The following is a 13,171-nucleotide window of genomic DNA, read 5'->3' as shown; positions in this document are numbered from 1 at the left end:
CATACCTATATTTCTTAAGGGATACGCTTCAGGAATATTGAACAGTAAAAGGGAACAGAAATTTCATTTAAAGCAGGGGAGTTGAAACTATTAATTTCCCACATTTTAAAAAGATAAGCTACCTATTTAGGAGGAATATATATGTTTAAACACGCGATTGTAAGGAAGATTGGAAAAAGCTTTGTAAATGGCTTAACAACATCGGATTTAGGAAACCCGGATTATGAAAAAGCGCTTGTACAGCACGAGGCTTATGTAGAAGCATTAAAACGCTGCGGTGTGAAAGTAACCGTTCTCGAAACGGATGAAAGATACCCTGATTCTACGTTTGTAGAAGATACTGCCGTGTTGACGCCAAAATGTGCCCTTGTAACCAATCCTGGTGCAGAAAGCCGGAATGGTGAGATTGATGAAATGAAAGAAGTTTTAAAGGACTTTTATGACACAATCGAATATATTCAATCTCCAGGTATGTTAGATGGCGGAGATATCATGCAAGTTGAAGATCACTTCTATGTTGGCCTATCAACTAGAACAAATGAAGCAGGTGCTCTGCAATTCAAAGATATTATGGGTAAGTATGGTTATGATACGTCCATCATTCCCCTTAAGGAATTCTTTCATTTAAAAACGGGTGTCAATTACCTTGGAGACAATAATTTATTAGTGGCTGGAGAATTCATTAATCACGAGGCTTTTTCTGGCTTCAATCAAATAACCGTAAAACAGGAAGAAGGATATTCGGGTAACTGCGTCCGAATGAACGACTGCGTTATTGTCCCGAAAGGATTTGAAGGAACAAAGAAAAAAATTGAAGAGTTGGGATACACAGTGATTGAAGTGGAAATGTCAGAATTTCAAAAACAAGATGGCGGCCTTAGTTGTCTCTCATTGAGGTTCTAAGATGGTTAGCGAGAAGAACTAGGCTAATAGATAAGATAAGGACGTGATTTTATGGGGTATGGACTGGAAAATAATGATCAGCTGCAACGCTCAATGAAAAGACGCCATTTATTTATGCTCTCGCTTGGCGGCGTTATTGGTACAGGGCTTTTTTTAAATGCTGGATATACAATTAACCAAGCGGGGGCCGGAGGGGCCCTGCTTGGTTATCTTGCCGGCGGTCTTATTTTGTATATGGTGATGGTCTGTCTTGGCGAGCTAGCCGTTCATATGCCGGTAACAGGTTCATTCCAAAAATATGCTGCCGAATATATTGGGCCTTCCGCTGGTTTTTCGCTAGGATGGATGTATTTCGTCGGTTCAGCCGCAACTGCAGGAGTTGAGTTTACGGCAGCAGGAATATTGATGAAACAATGGTTCCCCCATAGTCCCACCTGGATTTGGTGTGCTGTGTTCATTGTGCTTTTATTTACATTGAATGCATTAACGACAAGAGGTTTTGCAGAGGCGGAATATTGGTTTGCCGGAATAAAAATCGTTGCAGTAATTTTGTTTATCGTGATTGGCATCGCTGGCATCTTTGGTTTTGTCTCTTTATCTGATCGTCCAACCCCATTCTTTGAGAATCTAGCTCCTTCTGGTCTTTTCCCAGCAGGGGGCATTACAATTATCTTTGTGACAATGATGAATGTAATTTTTTCTTATCAAGGCTCTGAACTGATAGGAATAGCAGCAGGGGAAAGTGAAAAACCTGAAGAGAACATACCTAAAGCCATTCGAAATGTACTTTTTAGAATCATTGTTTTTTACATTGCGTCCATTATTATCCTTTCTGCCATATTCCCTTCTTCTGAATTAGGCTTATTGGAAAGTCCCTTTGTAACTTTGATGAAGATAGCGGGGGTTCCTTATGCAGCAGGCATCATGAATTTCATTATTTTAACGGCTATTCTTTCTGTGGGGAATTCATGTCTTTATGCATCTACACGCTTGCTTTGGTCGATGGCCCAAGATGGAATGGCACCTAAGATATTTGGTGTTTTGTCCAATAGGAAAGTGCCATTGAATGCCCTTCTATTTACCATTTCTTTTTCACTTCTATCGTTATTAACCAGTTTCATTGCTGCTGATACCGTGTTCGTGATACTCATGTCAATCGCGGGGATATCCGTCACAATCTCATGGATGGGAATTGCTTTATCGCAATACATGTTTCGAAGGAAATTTATAAAAGCAGGTGGGAAAATGGAAGAATTACAATACAAAGTGCCTTTTTATCCATTTGTCCCATTATTTTGTCTAGGCTTTTGCTTGCTGATTCTAGTATTCCTTGCCTTTGATCCTACTCAACGAGTTGGACTGATTTATGGAATAGGATTTTTGGTAGCCTGTATATTATTCTATAAATTTAAATTGGCTAAGAAAGTAGAGTCAAACACTAACTTTGAAAATGAAAAAATATTGTAATAAAGTTCTATAAGATTGCCCGTTCGTATTAAAAGGTTAGCCAGTTTATTTTACTGGTTGACCTTTTTATTTTTTAGTTGCGGTCACTTGGATGATTATTACTGAATCGGAAGGAAAATACTTACATTGTGACGAAGTAGAAGGAATATCTTAATAAAAAAGCAGAAGGAGGAATGCCAGATAACAAAGTGACTAACAACATCACAACGAGCTTAGAGGGGCGGGATCTCGTCATGGAAGGTATATTTGACGGGCCGCGGGACCTTGTTTTTAAAGCGTTTTCGAATTCTGAGCGATTGGCTAGCTGGTGGGGACCGAGTGGGTGGCAAACGGAAAATCGGGAGTTTAATTTTAAGCCTGACGGCGTAAGGCATTATTGCATGCGATGCACAGATGAAAAACAAGGTGAATTTTATGGCCAAGAATCTTGGGGGAAAGCTGTTTATCAAGAAATAATCGTACCGGAGAAGATTGTCTACACGGACATGTTTGCAGGTGAAGAAGCCTTCTTGAAAAGCTTCAGCAGATAGGGTAACAAGTATAAGGTGCTATTTAACAACTTCGGTCATATAAGAAATGCGATTCTTACTTAAGCAGGATAGCTTTTTCTTACTAAGGGCAGTGAAGCATGTGGAAAATTAACTTTTTTTACTGCGTGACGGAAAAGAATATAATAAAGTAGGGGGGAAAGAATGAAAATCAATCACATAAATTTAACAGTTAATGATGTTGCAGCATCAAGGGAGTTTTTAGAAAGGTACTTTGGATTGACATGTGCAGGAAGTCGTGGAGATGGGTTTGCCGCAATGAGAGATGATGATGGATCCATATTGACACTAATGAAAGGAAGCGATGTACAATACCCCAAGACCTTTCATGTTGGATTCATACAAGAAAATGAAGAACAAGTTAACAGGATCAATCAGCGATTGAAAGATGATGGATTCATGGTAAAACCTCCAAAACACTTACACGGATATACTTTCTATGTAGAAGCGCCTGGAGGATTTAACGTTGAAGTACTGTGTTAACGACTTACCTGGAAAGAACAGGATTTAATATTCCCTACATAAGCGTGGTCAATATGGAAAAATCAGTTGGGGCTAGAAATTGGCTGGCGTTAATGCCATTTTAAATCCTTTATGACATTCATGTATGAAAAAGCTGACTGCAAAAGCCCGTTCAAGACGGCTCATGACATCAGCTTTTCTTTTTTTTACCCTAGTCACCAACCGGTTTGATAATGTATGGCTGCATCCTGAAATCAAACATGTATATTAAGCTGCTTACGGAGACGTTGCATTTCCGAATTGAAATAGGCTTTACTGTAATCACATCCAACAATAGCAACGATATTGCCGTCATCATCAATAATTGGCGCAAAGCTTGTTTTCCACTCACCGTATCTGTCTTCGTATATGGGAGTAACACCCGCTTTACCATTAAAAGCCTGGTAAGCGACATTAACCATCTCCGGGGGACCAATATATTCTTCCCCCGGTTCAATGACAAAGCCTTTGTCTGCAACGAGGTGAATCAGACGTCCATCCTCCGTCATGATAAATATAAAGACCCATTCAATTACGCCTTCCTTTTCTTGAATCATGGTAAGTTTTTGTTTTAATTTCTGGGAATAGGAAGTTTGCCGGTTCATATTTTTTTGTAGACTGATAACCTCTTCAGCTGGAATGATAGCTGCGGTTACAGCGGCAACGGAACGAAGCCGTTGATTTATTTGTTCTTCTAAAATGGCCCGTTTATTCACTGGTGAAAAGCTTGCTTCTTCAATTTTATTACGTAATTTTTTATATTTCCTGCTCATCGTCGGCTGACTGACTTCCAATACCTTTGCCGCTAGTTTTAATGATTTGTATTGTTCCATTGCCATGTTGATCAATTGTTCCTCCACAAGGTCGACTGCTTCTTGCAATGGCATCAGAAAATCGATAACAGGTATTGAAGTGGGTTTGGGCCCTTTAAAAGGAAGGACCTCTTTAACCAAAGCAACATCCACTTCCGGCATTCCACTTGTAACCACAAGCCTCTCAACTGTATTTTCAAGTTCGCGCACGTTACCGGGCCATTGATAGATACATAGTAAGTCGATTGCATCCGGGGCGAAAGCTACCTTTCGTTTGTACAGTGTATTGTACTTTTGTAAAAAAAATTGAACTAGATGAGGTATTTCATCTACACGATTCCTAAGCGGCGGAAGGTGGATAGGTACGACATGAAGACGATAATATAAGTCTTCTCGAAATTCACCTTTTTTCACCATTTTTTCGAGCGATTTATTTGTTGCGGCAATCACTTGAATATCAACAGGGTGTGAGGTCGTACTTCCAATTGGTGTAACAACGCGTTCCTGAAGGACGCGAAGCAGTTTTACCTGTACGTTAAGAGGTAACTCGCCCACTTCATCCAAGAATAAGATACCCTTATGGGCCAGTGTGAATTTTCCTTTGGCTCCGTCTTTCCTGGCGCTGGTAAAAGCCCCCTCTACGTAGCCAAACAGTTCGCTTTCAATCAAGTTTTCCGGGATGGCCCCGCAATTGACAGGTATAAATGGAAAGTCCCTTCTGTTACCCATATTATGTATGGCCCTGGCGGCTATTTCCTTTCCTACACCGGATTCCCCCAATAAAAGTACAGTTGCGCTGACATCACAAACCATTTGCATTTTATGCAGAACTTCAAGCATAGGTTTACTGCGGATCACAAATGGAAAAGATGGCTTCTTCGATTCCAAGAAGGGTCCCGATTGAGTCCTTGATGCATCTGGATAAGAGTCTTTAATTTCTTTGTAGGCCCAGACCCATTCGCCAGATTCAATCGGGTATGCCGTCATCAGCATCTCCGGACCCTGCCATGAGGACTGCATGAAAGATCTTTTTTCATTTTTGCCCATTACCTCTTCTGCCAAGCTTGTAGAAAATAAATCTTGTTCAACATCCTTGATGGAACCGCCGACATTAGCGGATTTGACTGTATGAAATAAGGAATTCCCTGTTCCGGTTGATTTCAGTATTGTGCCATTTTTATCTGTCACAATAAGCTGATCGTAAATAGACAAGAGTGCAGAGGTGAAGTGATCCATTATGTTTACCTGCCTTTCATTTAACTTCCTAGTTTTTATATTACAGAAATTTCACAATTGTTCAATAGTTTCAAGAATGAATATTCTTCCTATTGGGAACCCCTGTTAGCAAAGTGTTTCTGGTTGGCATGGTTATTGCAATAAAGTAAAGAGAAGGGACTAATGCAAAGGAGGGAAAAGCAATTTTGAATAAAGAGAATCAGTTTCAGCAGAATATCAATTCAGAAGATCCCTTTATTAAAAGTCTATATTCAGATTTGAATGAGCGGATCAATGCGTATGAACAGGAAGATGCCGTGAAAATCGACAAAATGAAATGGAAGGATGCGACAGGTTCTATTTTTCTCATGATTTTAATCATCTCTTACTTGGTCTATACACTTTTCTAAAGTAGTTTTTTGTTTAGCTCACCCAAAACAAATACAGTCTAGTTTCCAAGCGATACAATCATTATTTTATAGTTGGGAGAGAAGCGAGTGAGTAAAGAGAATTCCTCCATTTCAAAGGATGTGGCCTTTGGCTTTTTACCGGCAAGTAAAAGTGATCGGATTTTTAACCTTCGGGATTTAATTTTAGTACAGGTTGTTATTGGCCTCTCATCTTTTGGGCTGTTAACTGGTGGATACACAGGTACAATGCTTGATGCGAAGCAGTCACTTGCAGCGATTTTATTCGGTAACGCCTTCCCTATGCTGTTGATTGTTCCCACTACCCTTTATTTTGCGCGGTATGGCATAGATACTTTTGTAGGATTTCGAAGTTCACTGGGGTATCTAGGATCCAATATCTTTTTCTTTGTTTTTCTTATTCTGACTCTCGGCTACATTTCCATTGCGCTTTTCATGTCCGGCCAGGCTTTAGCAGAGGCTGCTAATTGGATGGGGATGCCCGCCATTTTCTCAAGCCAAGCAACTGGAGCGCCGTTTTTCTCGATTTTACTCTTCATCTGTGCATTCCTTGTAACGGTGAGGGGACCGATAGCGATTCAAAAATATACCGCAGTAGCCGTTCCGGTATTTATGGTTCTCATGTTTGGCCTTCTTGCAATAGTCTTGTTTGGCCAGGGTTTCACTAACGTTGCTCATATACTTCCTTCCGAGCCATTTGAATCGAATTCTCGTTCATTCGCGACAGCCCTGGAATTAAATATCGGTCTCGGCTTCTCATGGCTTCCATACCTTGGGCAATACAGCCGTTTATCTAAAACAGAAGGAGGAGCATATAAAGCAGGATTCTACAGCTATGGAATCATCGTATGTATCGCTGCTTTAGTTGGGGCCCTTGCTGCATTAGTCGCTGGTTCACTTAATCCTTCTGACTGGATGTTTTCCATCGCAGGAAGTTGGGGCGGATTCATTGGCTTGATTTTACTTTCGGTTGGGAATGTTGGTGCAGCCATTTTCCTTATGTACTCACAAGCTGTCAGCTTTAAAACTGTATTCCCGAAAAAGTCATGGAAGGTTGCGATGGGAACAACCGTACCGGCTATATTCTTACTTCTAAGCTCGACGTTCTACGATGCATTTGGTTCATTCATTGCTGTCATTTCCTTTATTATGGCTGTTCTTGGCGGCATTGTCATTGCAGATTACTTTTTTGTAAAGCGCCAACGCATTTCAATAAGGGATTTGTATGACACACAAGGCTCTTATACTTATTGGAAAGGCATTAACCCGTCGGCCGTTCTCACGGTGGTCATTGGAACGATCGTTTACTGGGCACTCTATAATCCATTGACTTTTGAAGCAAGTGACTTTTTCCTTCATACAGCTGCCGGAATTCCAACATACTTTGTCGCTTTAGTCACCTACTATGTTTCATCTAAATACATTTTCCGTTTTGAAGTTGACATGGAGCGTCCATCCGTTGAATTAAAGGAAGCTAAATAGATAAAAACTCACTTTAAAAAAACTAGGGAACGAGAGGAGATTGTTCAATGTTTACACAAAGTTTAGATTTCAAAACAACTGATTTAGATACATTCCCATTTCCATTCACTTCAGGTAACTATCGTTATTCAAACGATTTGAAAAGACTCTCAAACATTAACTGTATTGAAGTTACACCAGAATACAGACTCCAAGTGGAAACGAAGCGTCGTCTCCTTCAAGAACAGCCGCATATAAGGTTTCAATCTTTTTCACACACAATGGAAATGCAATGGGAAGTGTTGGAAATGCTCATCGATATGGCAACTGATCGCTATCCGGAGCATTTCGAGGTCATTAAAGATGGAGATAACTGGACTTTCAAGAACCACATTTTCGGGGAATCCGATTCTTTCGTTTATGGCGATGCCACCACGCTTCCAAATGAGCCGCTGGATTATATAGGCCGCCATTTCCACAATGATTTTGTTTTAATGGTTCATCGCGATAGTAATTTCTATTTGGAAGTGGGGCAAGTTTCATACGCCGCACTCTTCTCAGCTAACTGGAATAAAGGCATGTCCTTTGATGAGATCCATGCACCCGTTCCATTTGTATCGCGGAAAGGCGATGAACTGGCAGATCGCGTTCGTAAGTTTTTATTATCCATTGAGCCTGGAAAGCCATGGACACGCATCAACTGGAACCTGATGGCGGACCGTTGGGATGTCAACTATGAAACGATGGATGTCTGGGGACCGCAACGTTCTGAGATAACACCGGAAAATGCAGGTAAACTAGTACGTTTGCGTGTTGAAGAACAAAAATTTTATAACATGCCGCGAAGCAACGCCATTCTTTTCGTATTGAATACACAGTTCCTGCCACTGGAGGATTTGACATTGCGCCAGGAGTGGTTTGATCTGACATATAGCGTACTGCAGGATATTCCGGAACCTATGGCTGAATATAAAGGAATTGCCCCTTTTCTTCCGCAATCGGTCGAATATTTGAAGCGTATTGATGAAAAACAAAAAGCGAATCTAAACAAAAAGTAGGAGGATAGGGCATGTACAATAGTCCAGTATTGTTTGATAAATCCATTACGATCGTAAATCAATTTACTCCTCGGAATGAACGAAGAAAGTTTGTCATCATTTCTGATCAAGCTGGATATGAAAAGGCGAAACGTTTCACTTCTGAAATCGCAGGAACAGTGCCTGTTGAATGTCTTTCCATTAATAGAATGGAAGATAAAGAGGAGATTAAGAGATTCATCTTGGCACAGAAGATGGGCACCCAATTTTATATTGCGGCTGCATGGAACAATGCCGTAATGATCTTCTCGCTCGGGGTGGAAGCTGGCCTATCTGAAGCTGAGATACAGACGGTGATTATCGGGCCTAAACGGCGGTACGTATATTGCATGAAATGTTTTGAAGTGTCGGAAGTCGAAGAAGAAGCAAAGATTGCAGAATGTGACCATTGCAGTGCAAGTCTTGAAATAGGACCTTTTTATTCTATAGTAAGGGAAGGTTATATTGGTTACCCATTCATCCTAATCGGAAAAGAAGAAGTAGGGAGCTGATCTTCATGCGGGTAGTAGGAAATATTCAAATGAAAGTAAACAAGATCATTCAAGAAAATCCATTCGTAAAACAATTCGAGTTGATACCAGTTGATGGAAAACCATTGCCTGCTTTTACAGGCGGTTCGCATTTGACCACATTCATGCCGGCCGGGGATACGATATTCGAGAGAGAATACTCCCTTATCAGCAACCCAAGGGACCGTATAAAATATGCCATTTCCATTCGGCGAGATGGGGCGTCACGTGGAGGTTCCGCTTTCTGGCATGATCATGTACAGTTAGATTCCAGGCTGGAAGTCAGTTTCCCTAAAAACAACTTCCCTCTCAGCTTTCGAGCAAAGCATCATGCCTTTTATGCAGCTGGAATCGGCATCACCCCATTTCTGGCAATGATGGAAGACATGGCTGCCGAAGGGCAAACCTTCGAACTCCATTATGCAGCACGCACACCGGAGTTATGTGCTTTTTATGATTTGTTAAAAGCCAAATATCCTGATCAATGTACCTTTTATTTTTCGCAGGCAGAAGACAAACACAGAATGATGCCTGAGACGATGATGGATCATCGCATTGGCACACATGTATACTTTTGCGGACCTCTCGAGATGGTACAAGAGTATCGAAAAGCTGCCAGTTCATATGGTTATCCGGAACATGCGATTCACTTCGAATTATTTGGGACAAAAAATGATGGGCCTCAAGATCCTTTCATTGTCGACCTTACAGATAGCGATCGGTCCATTCACGTTCATGAAGGTGAAACTCTGCTTGATGCGCTTTTAAGGGAAGGAATTGATGCACCTTATTCTTGTAAAGTAGGCGGGTGCGGAAGTTGTGAGGTAGATGTTGCAGAAGGTGAAGTGGTACACCGGGATAACTTCCTTAGCGAAGAAAACCGTCAAACACGCAAGTCAATCTTGACATGCTGCTCACGTGCGAAGGACGGCAGACTTGTCTTAAAACTTTAAAGATACCGTATAGTTTAAATAAAAAAAATGAAAACCGGAGGCATAAAACATGACAATTTTAGAAACGGCAGTTATAGAACTGAAAAATTACATCAACGGTAAATGGCAGTCTGCATCTTCAAATGAAGTAATCAAGGTAATTAATCCTGCAACACAGGAAGTCATTGCAAGGGCTCCGCGTGCCACAAAGGAAGATACAGAAAATGCAATCTCAGTTGCGAAAGCAGCTTTCGAAAGTGGAATCTGGTCAGGCTTAACAGCACAGGAGCGTGCTTCCTACCTATATAAAATTGCGGATAAAATTGATGAACGTGCGGAAGAGTTAACGATTCTTGAAACAATGGACAACGGGAAACTTAAAGCAGAGGCGGGTTTCGATATTGCTGATGCCGCGGCGTGTTTCCGTTACTACGCTGGCTTAATCCTTCATCCAGAAGGTGAAACTTACCAAGTTCCCGCTCCCGTGCAGGCGATGGTTGTTCGTGAGCCAGTAGGTGTAGCCGGTTTAATTGTACCTTGGAATTTCCCTCTTTTAATGAGTGTCTGGAAAATCGCACCGGCACTTGCGGCAGGTAACACCATTGTTTATAAACCGGCTGAATTGACACCTGTAACAGCAATGAAATTATTTGAAATCCTAGAGGAAGTAGGCATCCCTAAAGGTGTGGCTAATATGGTGATGGGCCGCGGCACTGTTGTCGGTCAAACAATTGCAGAAAGCAAGGACGTTGACATTGTTTCATTTACGGGAAGTACGGATGTTGGCCGCTCTATCATGAAAGCGGCCGCGGGCAACTTAAAGAAAATTTCCCTTGAGCTTGGCGGTAAATCACCTAACATCGTTTTTGCAGATGCAGATTTAGAAACAGCCGTCGATTACGGATTATTTGGCATCTTCTTCGGTGCCGGCCAAGTATGTTCATCAGGTAGCCGCATTCTAGTTGAAGAAAGTATTTATGATGAATATGTCAAACAGTATGTGGAACGCGCAAACAAAATCAAAGTAGGGCCTGGCCTTGCAGAAGACAGCAACATGGGGGCAATTGTCAGTAAAGCGCAGATGAATAGCATTTTGAACTATATTGAAATTGGCAAACAGGAAGGTGCGACACTAGCAGCAGGCGGTTACCGTCTTGTTGATGAAGGCCTTGACAAAGGATACTTCATTCCACCGACTGTCTTCACCGATGTAACACCTGACATGCGCATCGTACAAGAGGAAATCTTCGGTCCAGTCGTTGTCATCCAAAAGTTTAAAGATGAAGAAGAAGCTATTAAACTTGCAAATGATACTGACTACGGCCTTGCAGGCGGCGTCTTCACTAACGATGGCGCAAAAGGATTGCGCGTGATCAAGAAAGTACGGGCAGGCATCACTTGGGTAAATGATTATCATCCAACATATGTCGAGGCGCCATGGGGCGGTTACAAACAGAGCGGAATCGGACGCAGTTTAGGAAAATACGGCTTGGATGAATACCAGGAAATTAAACAAATCAACATTAATCTCGATGTAAAACCGGTCGGCTGGTTCCCAAATTAATCATATATCAGAGAGGAAGCAACCTGCTTTCTTTAATCAAACTAAAAAACCTAATCCAAATACGGATTAGGTTTCAGAGTGTAGACAAACCCCTTTTCCAAAAGAATTGTTGGAGAAAAAGGGGGTTTTTTATCTTTTAATTAGCATATTTAGTTGTAAATTTGAAAGAAGGACACAATATATTGTTGCTAAACTTTTTATAAAAAACAGCTGTCGACTTTGTCGACAGCCTGAAACCTAATCCAAATACGGATTAGGTTTTTTCATACTGCCGAGAAACTTTTATAGCCCTAAAAAGGAATGTAAAGATGTTGTTTCTTAAGCTAATAATTACTGAGAAAATGGATTTGAGCATATAAAACACCATTGGTATGTTGAACTACCCACCACTTATCGGCTTACGGTCTGAGTGAAGTAGGTGATGCCTAAGAACATTAGACGGGGGGGCCATAGCTATCATACCGAGTAAAGTTATGACGATTAAATGAAAAACCCGCCTAAGACATTATTAAGGGGAAGGGAGGCTTTTATCTAACTTATTATATACTATGTTTCCTTACCAATTCGATGTGAAGGAGGGAAGGTCATGTTGCCAAGGATGACATCGAAGTCAGCTCCGGTAGCCTTGGGAACGTTACTTGTATTACCATGGAAAGTCTCATTTGCAAGTAAAGCGAAGGCCACCGCTTCTTTCGCTTCAGAAGAGTATCCCAACTCTTCTTGAGTCAGGACTTGTATATAATTTCCAAGAAGTGATTGAATCATATTTAATAACGTTTTGTTGTAGCTGCCACCGCCGCCAATAATCACTTCTTCAATATTGGTCTTTGGAAAGATGAATTTTCGATAGTTCTCCACAATGGACTTTGCTGTAAACATCGTTACAGTTGCTAAAATATCTTGACTAGGAAGTGATTCAAACATCTTTAATAGTTTTACTACATATTGCTTGCCAAACAATTCCCTGCCAGTTGATTTTGGCGGAGGGGTCATAATATAAGGATGACTGATACAATAAGATAAAAGTTCGTCATTAATTTTTCCTTGTTTAGCTATGTCACCAGCTTCATCATAGTTTATATTGAACAATTGGCGGCATACTTCATCAATGATCATATTCCCAGGCCCTGTATCAAAAGCATACATGTCATTAAGCGAAGCTTGCTTCGGTAAGACGGTTACATTTCCAATGCCCCCTATGTTTTGAAGTAATCTTCCCTTCCCTTCACTTCTATATAGAATGTATTCGGTAAAAGGAACAAGAGGGGCTCCTTGTCCACCAGCAGCCATGTCCATCGTACGAAAATCGGATATGACAAGAGTGTTTGTATCGTGAGCAATTACTGCAGCTTCCCCAATTTGCAAAGTGGAGGGTATATAATTTTGTTCTTTTAAAGGCTGGTGGTAAATCGTTTGGCCATGGGATCCTATAAGATCCAGTTTATCAATTGGAAATCTAGCTTTATGACAAACTTCCTTCACCGCATTGGCAAATAATTTTCCTAATTTAAAATTCAAACTGCATATTAACTGCACATTGGATGTGTCCGCAGATAAAGACTGCATAATTTCTTTTTCAATATCTTTTGGAAAGGGGCATGTCATGAACTCAATCACTTCCAGTTCAGTCTCGAGTCCACTATTATCCACCCGAACAAGTGCGGCATCAATTCCATCCAATGATGTTCCGGACATTAATCCAACTATGTACATCATCATTCCACCTACTTCGAT

At 41.0% G+C, this 13,171-nt stretch carries 12 protein-coding genes; 10 read left to right on the top strand and 2 right to left on the bottom strand.

Annotated features, from left to right (window positions below; genetic code table 11):
* The first annotated feature begins 141 nt into the window (after positions 1 to 141).
* From ACFX4X_RS04885 to ACFX4X_RS04870, 4 genes are all read left to right on the top strand, one after another.
* Entirely contained in the window at positions 142 to 903 is a 762-nt protein-coding gene (locus tag ACFX4X_RS04885; protein WP_377382082.1) for a dimethylarginine dimethylaminohydrolase family protein, read from the top strand.
* A gap of 51 nt (positions 904 to 954) precedes the next feature.
* Positions 955 to 2,370, top strand: a complete 1,416-nt coding sequence (locus ACFX4X_RS04880) for an amino acid permease (protein ID WP_377382079.1) — start codon at positions 955 to 957, stop codon at positions 2,368 to 2,370.
* A gap of 173 nt (positions 2,371 to 2,543) precedes the next feature.
* The gene (locus ACFX4X_RS04875; RefSeq protein WP_377382077.1) at positions 2,544 to 2,900 is read left to right on the top strand and encodes an SRPBCC family protein; all 357 of its coding nucleotides are present in this window, start codon (positions 2,544 to 2,546) and stop codon (positions 2,898 to 2,900) included.
* Positions 2,901 to 3,062: 162 nt separating this feature from the next.
* The gene (locus ACFX4X_RS04870; protein ID WP_061463771.1) at positions 3,063 to 3,401 is read left to right on the top strand and encodes a VOC family protein; all 339 of its coding nucleotides are present in this window, start codon (positions 3,063 to 3,065) and stop codon (positions 3,399 to 3,401) included.
* A gap of 233 nt (positions 3,402 to 3,634) precedes the next feature.
* On the opposite strand, the gene ACFX4X_RS04865 is transcribed toward ACFX4X_RS04870, so the two are convergent.
* The gene (locus ACFX4X_RS04865; RefSeq protein ID WP_284470385.1) at positions 3,635 to 5,467 is read right to left on the bottom strand and encodes a sigma 54-interacting transcriptional regulator; all 1,833 of its coding nucleotides are present in this window, start codon (positions 5,465 to 5,467) and stop codon (positions 3,635 to 3,637) included.
* 185 nt (positions 5,468 to 5,652) lie between these two features.
* On the opposite strand from ACFX4X_RS04865, the gene ACFX4X_RS04860 reads away from it, so the two are divergent.
* From ACFX4X_RS04860 to ACFX4X_RS04835, 6 genes are all read left to right on the top strand, one after another.
* The gene (locus ACFX4X_RS04860) at positions 5,653 to 5,856 is read left to right on the top strand and encodes a hypothetical protein (protein ID WP_284470386.1); all 204 of its coding nucleotides are present in this window, start codon (positions 5,653 to 5,655) and stop codon (positions 5,854 to 5,856) included.
* A gap of 87 nt (positions 5,857 to 5,943) precedes the next feature.
* A complete protein-coding gene (locus tag ACFX4X_RS04855; RefSeq protein ID WP_377382072.1) occupies positions 5,944 to 7,356 on the top strand; it encodes a purine-cytosine permease family protein in 1,413 nt (470 codons plus the stop codon).
* Between the two features lie 47 nt (positions 7,357 to 7,403).
* Positions 7,404 to 8,393 carry a heme-dependent oxidative N-demethylase family protein gene (locus ACFX4X_RS04850; protein ID WP_377382070.1) on the top strand — a complete coding sequence of 330 codons (990 nt, stop codon included), beginning with the start codon at positions 7,404 to 7,406 and terminating at the stop codon, positions 8,391 to 8,393.
* An 11-nt stretch (positions 8,394 to 8,404) separates the two neighbouring features.
* Positions 8,405 to 8,923 carry a hypothetical protein gene (locus ACFX4X_RS04845; RefSeq protein ID WP_377382067.1) on the top strand — a complete coding sequence of 173 codons (519 nt, stop codon included), beginning with the start codon at positions 8,405 to 8,407 and terminating at the stop codon, positions 8,921 to 8,923.
* Positions 8,924 to 8,928: 5 nt separating this feature from the next.
* Positions 8,929 to 9,894 carry a PDR/VanB family oxidoreductase gene (locus ACFX4X_RS04840; protein ID WP_377382064.1) on the top strand — a complete coding sequence of 322 codons (966 nt, stop codon included), beginning with the start codon at positions 8,929 to 8,931 and terminating at the stop codon, positions 9,892 to 9,894.
* Between the two features lie 49 nt (positions 9,895 to 9,943).
* Entirely contained in the window at positions 9,944 to 11,437 is a 1,494-nt protein-coding gene (locus ACFX4X_RS04835; protein WP_377382061.1) for an aldehyde dehydrogenase family protein, read from the top strand.
* A gap of 546 nt (positions 11,438 to 11,983) precedes the next feature.
* Here the strand turns inward: ACFX4X_RS04835 and anmK are convergent.
* On the bottom strand, positions 11,984 to 13,150 hold the full coding sequence (anmK, locus tag ACFX4X_RS04830) for an anhydro-N-acetylmuramic acid kinase AnmK (RefSeq protein ID WP_289337404.1): 1,167 nt from the start codon (positions 13,148 to 13,150) through the stop codon (positions 11,984 to 11,986).
* Positions 13,151 to 13,171: the final 21 nt, after the last annotated feature.

The organism is Peribacillus sp. YIM B13481 (assembly GCF_042787985.1).
In the GTDB taxonomy this organism is placed as follows: Bacteria; Bacillota; Bacilli; order Bacillales; family DSM-1321; genus Peribacillus; species Peribacillus simplex_A.
This window is presented reverse-complemented; position numbering and strand designations above follow the sequence as displayed.

What these genes read in the sequence shown, in the direction of transcription:
- ACFX4X_RS04880 (WP_377382079.1), top strand. Translation starts at nt 955, where the DNA reads ATGGGGTATGGACTGGAAAATAATGATCAGCTGCAACGCTCAATGAAA.
- ACFX4X_RS04850 (WP_377382070.1), top strand. Translation starts at nt 7,404, where the DNA reads ATGTTTACACAAAGTTTAGATTTCAAAACAACTGATTTAGATACATTC.
- ACFX4X_RS04835 (WP_377382061.1), top strand. Translation starts at nt 9,944, where the DNA reads ATGACAATTTTAGAAACGGCAGTTATAGAACTGAAAAATTACATCAAC.
- anmK (WP_289337404.1), bottom strand. Translation starts at nt 13,150, where the DNA reads ATGTACATAGTTGGATTAATGTCCGGAACATCATTGGATGGAATTGAT.
- ACFX4X_RS04885 (WP_377382082.1), top strand. Translation starts at nt 142, where the DNA reads ATGTTTAAACACGCGATTGTAAGGAAGATTGGAAAAAGCTTTGTAAAT.
- ACFX4X_RS04875 (WP_377382077.1), top strand. Translation starts at nt 2,544, where the DNA reads ATGCCAGATAACAAAGTGACTAACAACATCACAACGAGCTTAGAGGGG.
- ACFX4X_RS04865 (WP_284470385.1), bottom strand. Translation starts at nt 5,467, where the DNA reads ATGGATCACTTCACCTCTGCACTCTTGTCTATTTACGATCAGCTTATT.
- ACFX4X_RS04845 (WP_377382067.1), top strand. Translation starts at nt 8,405, where the DNA reads ATGTACAATAGTCCAGTATTGTTTGATAAATCCATTACGATCGTAAAT.
- ACFX4X_RS04840 (WP_377382064.1), top strand. Translation starts at nt 8,929, where the DNA reads ATGCGGGTAGTAGGAAATATTCAAATGAAAGTAAACAAGATCATTCAA.
- ACFX4X_RS04870 (WP_061463771.1), top strand. Translation starts at nt 3,063, where the DNA reads ATGAAAATCAATCACATAAATTTAACAGTTAATGATGTTGCAGCATCA.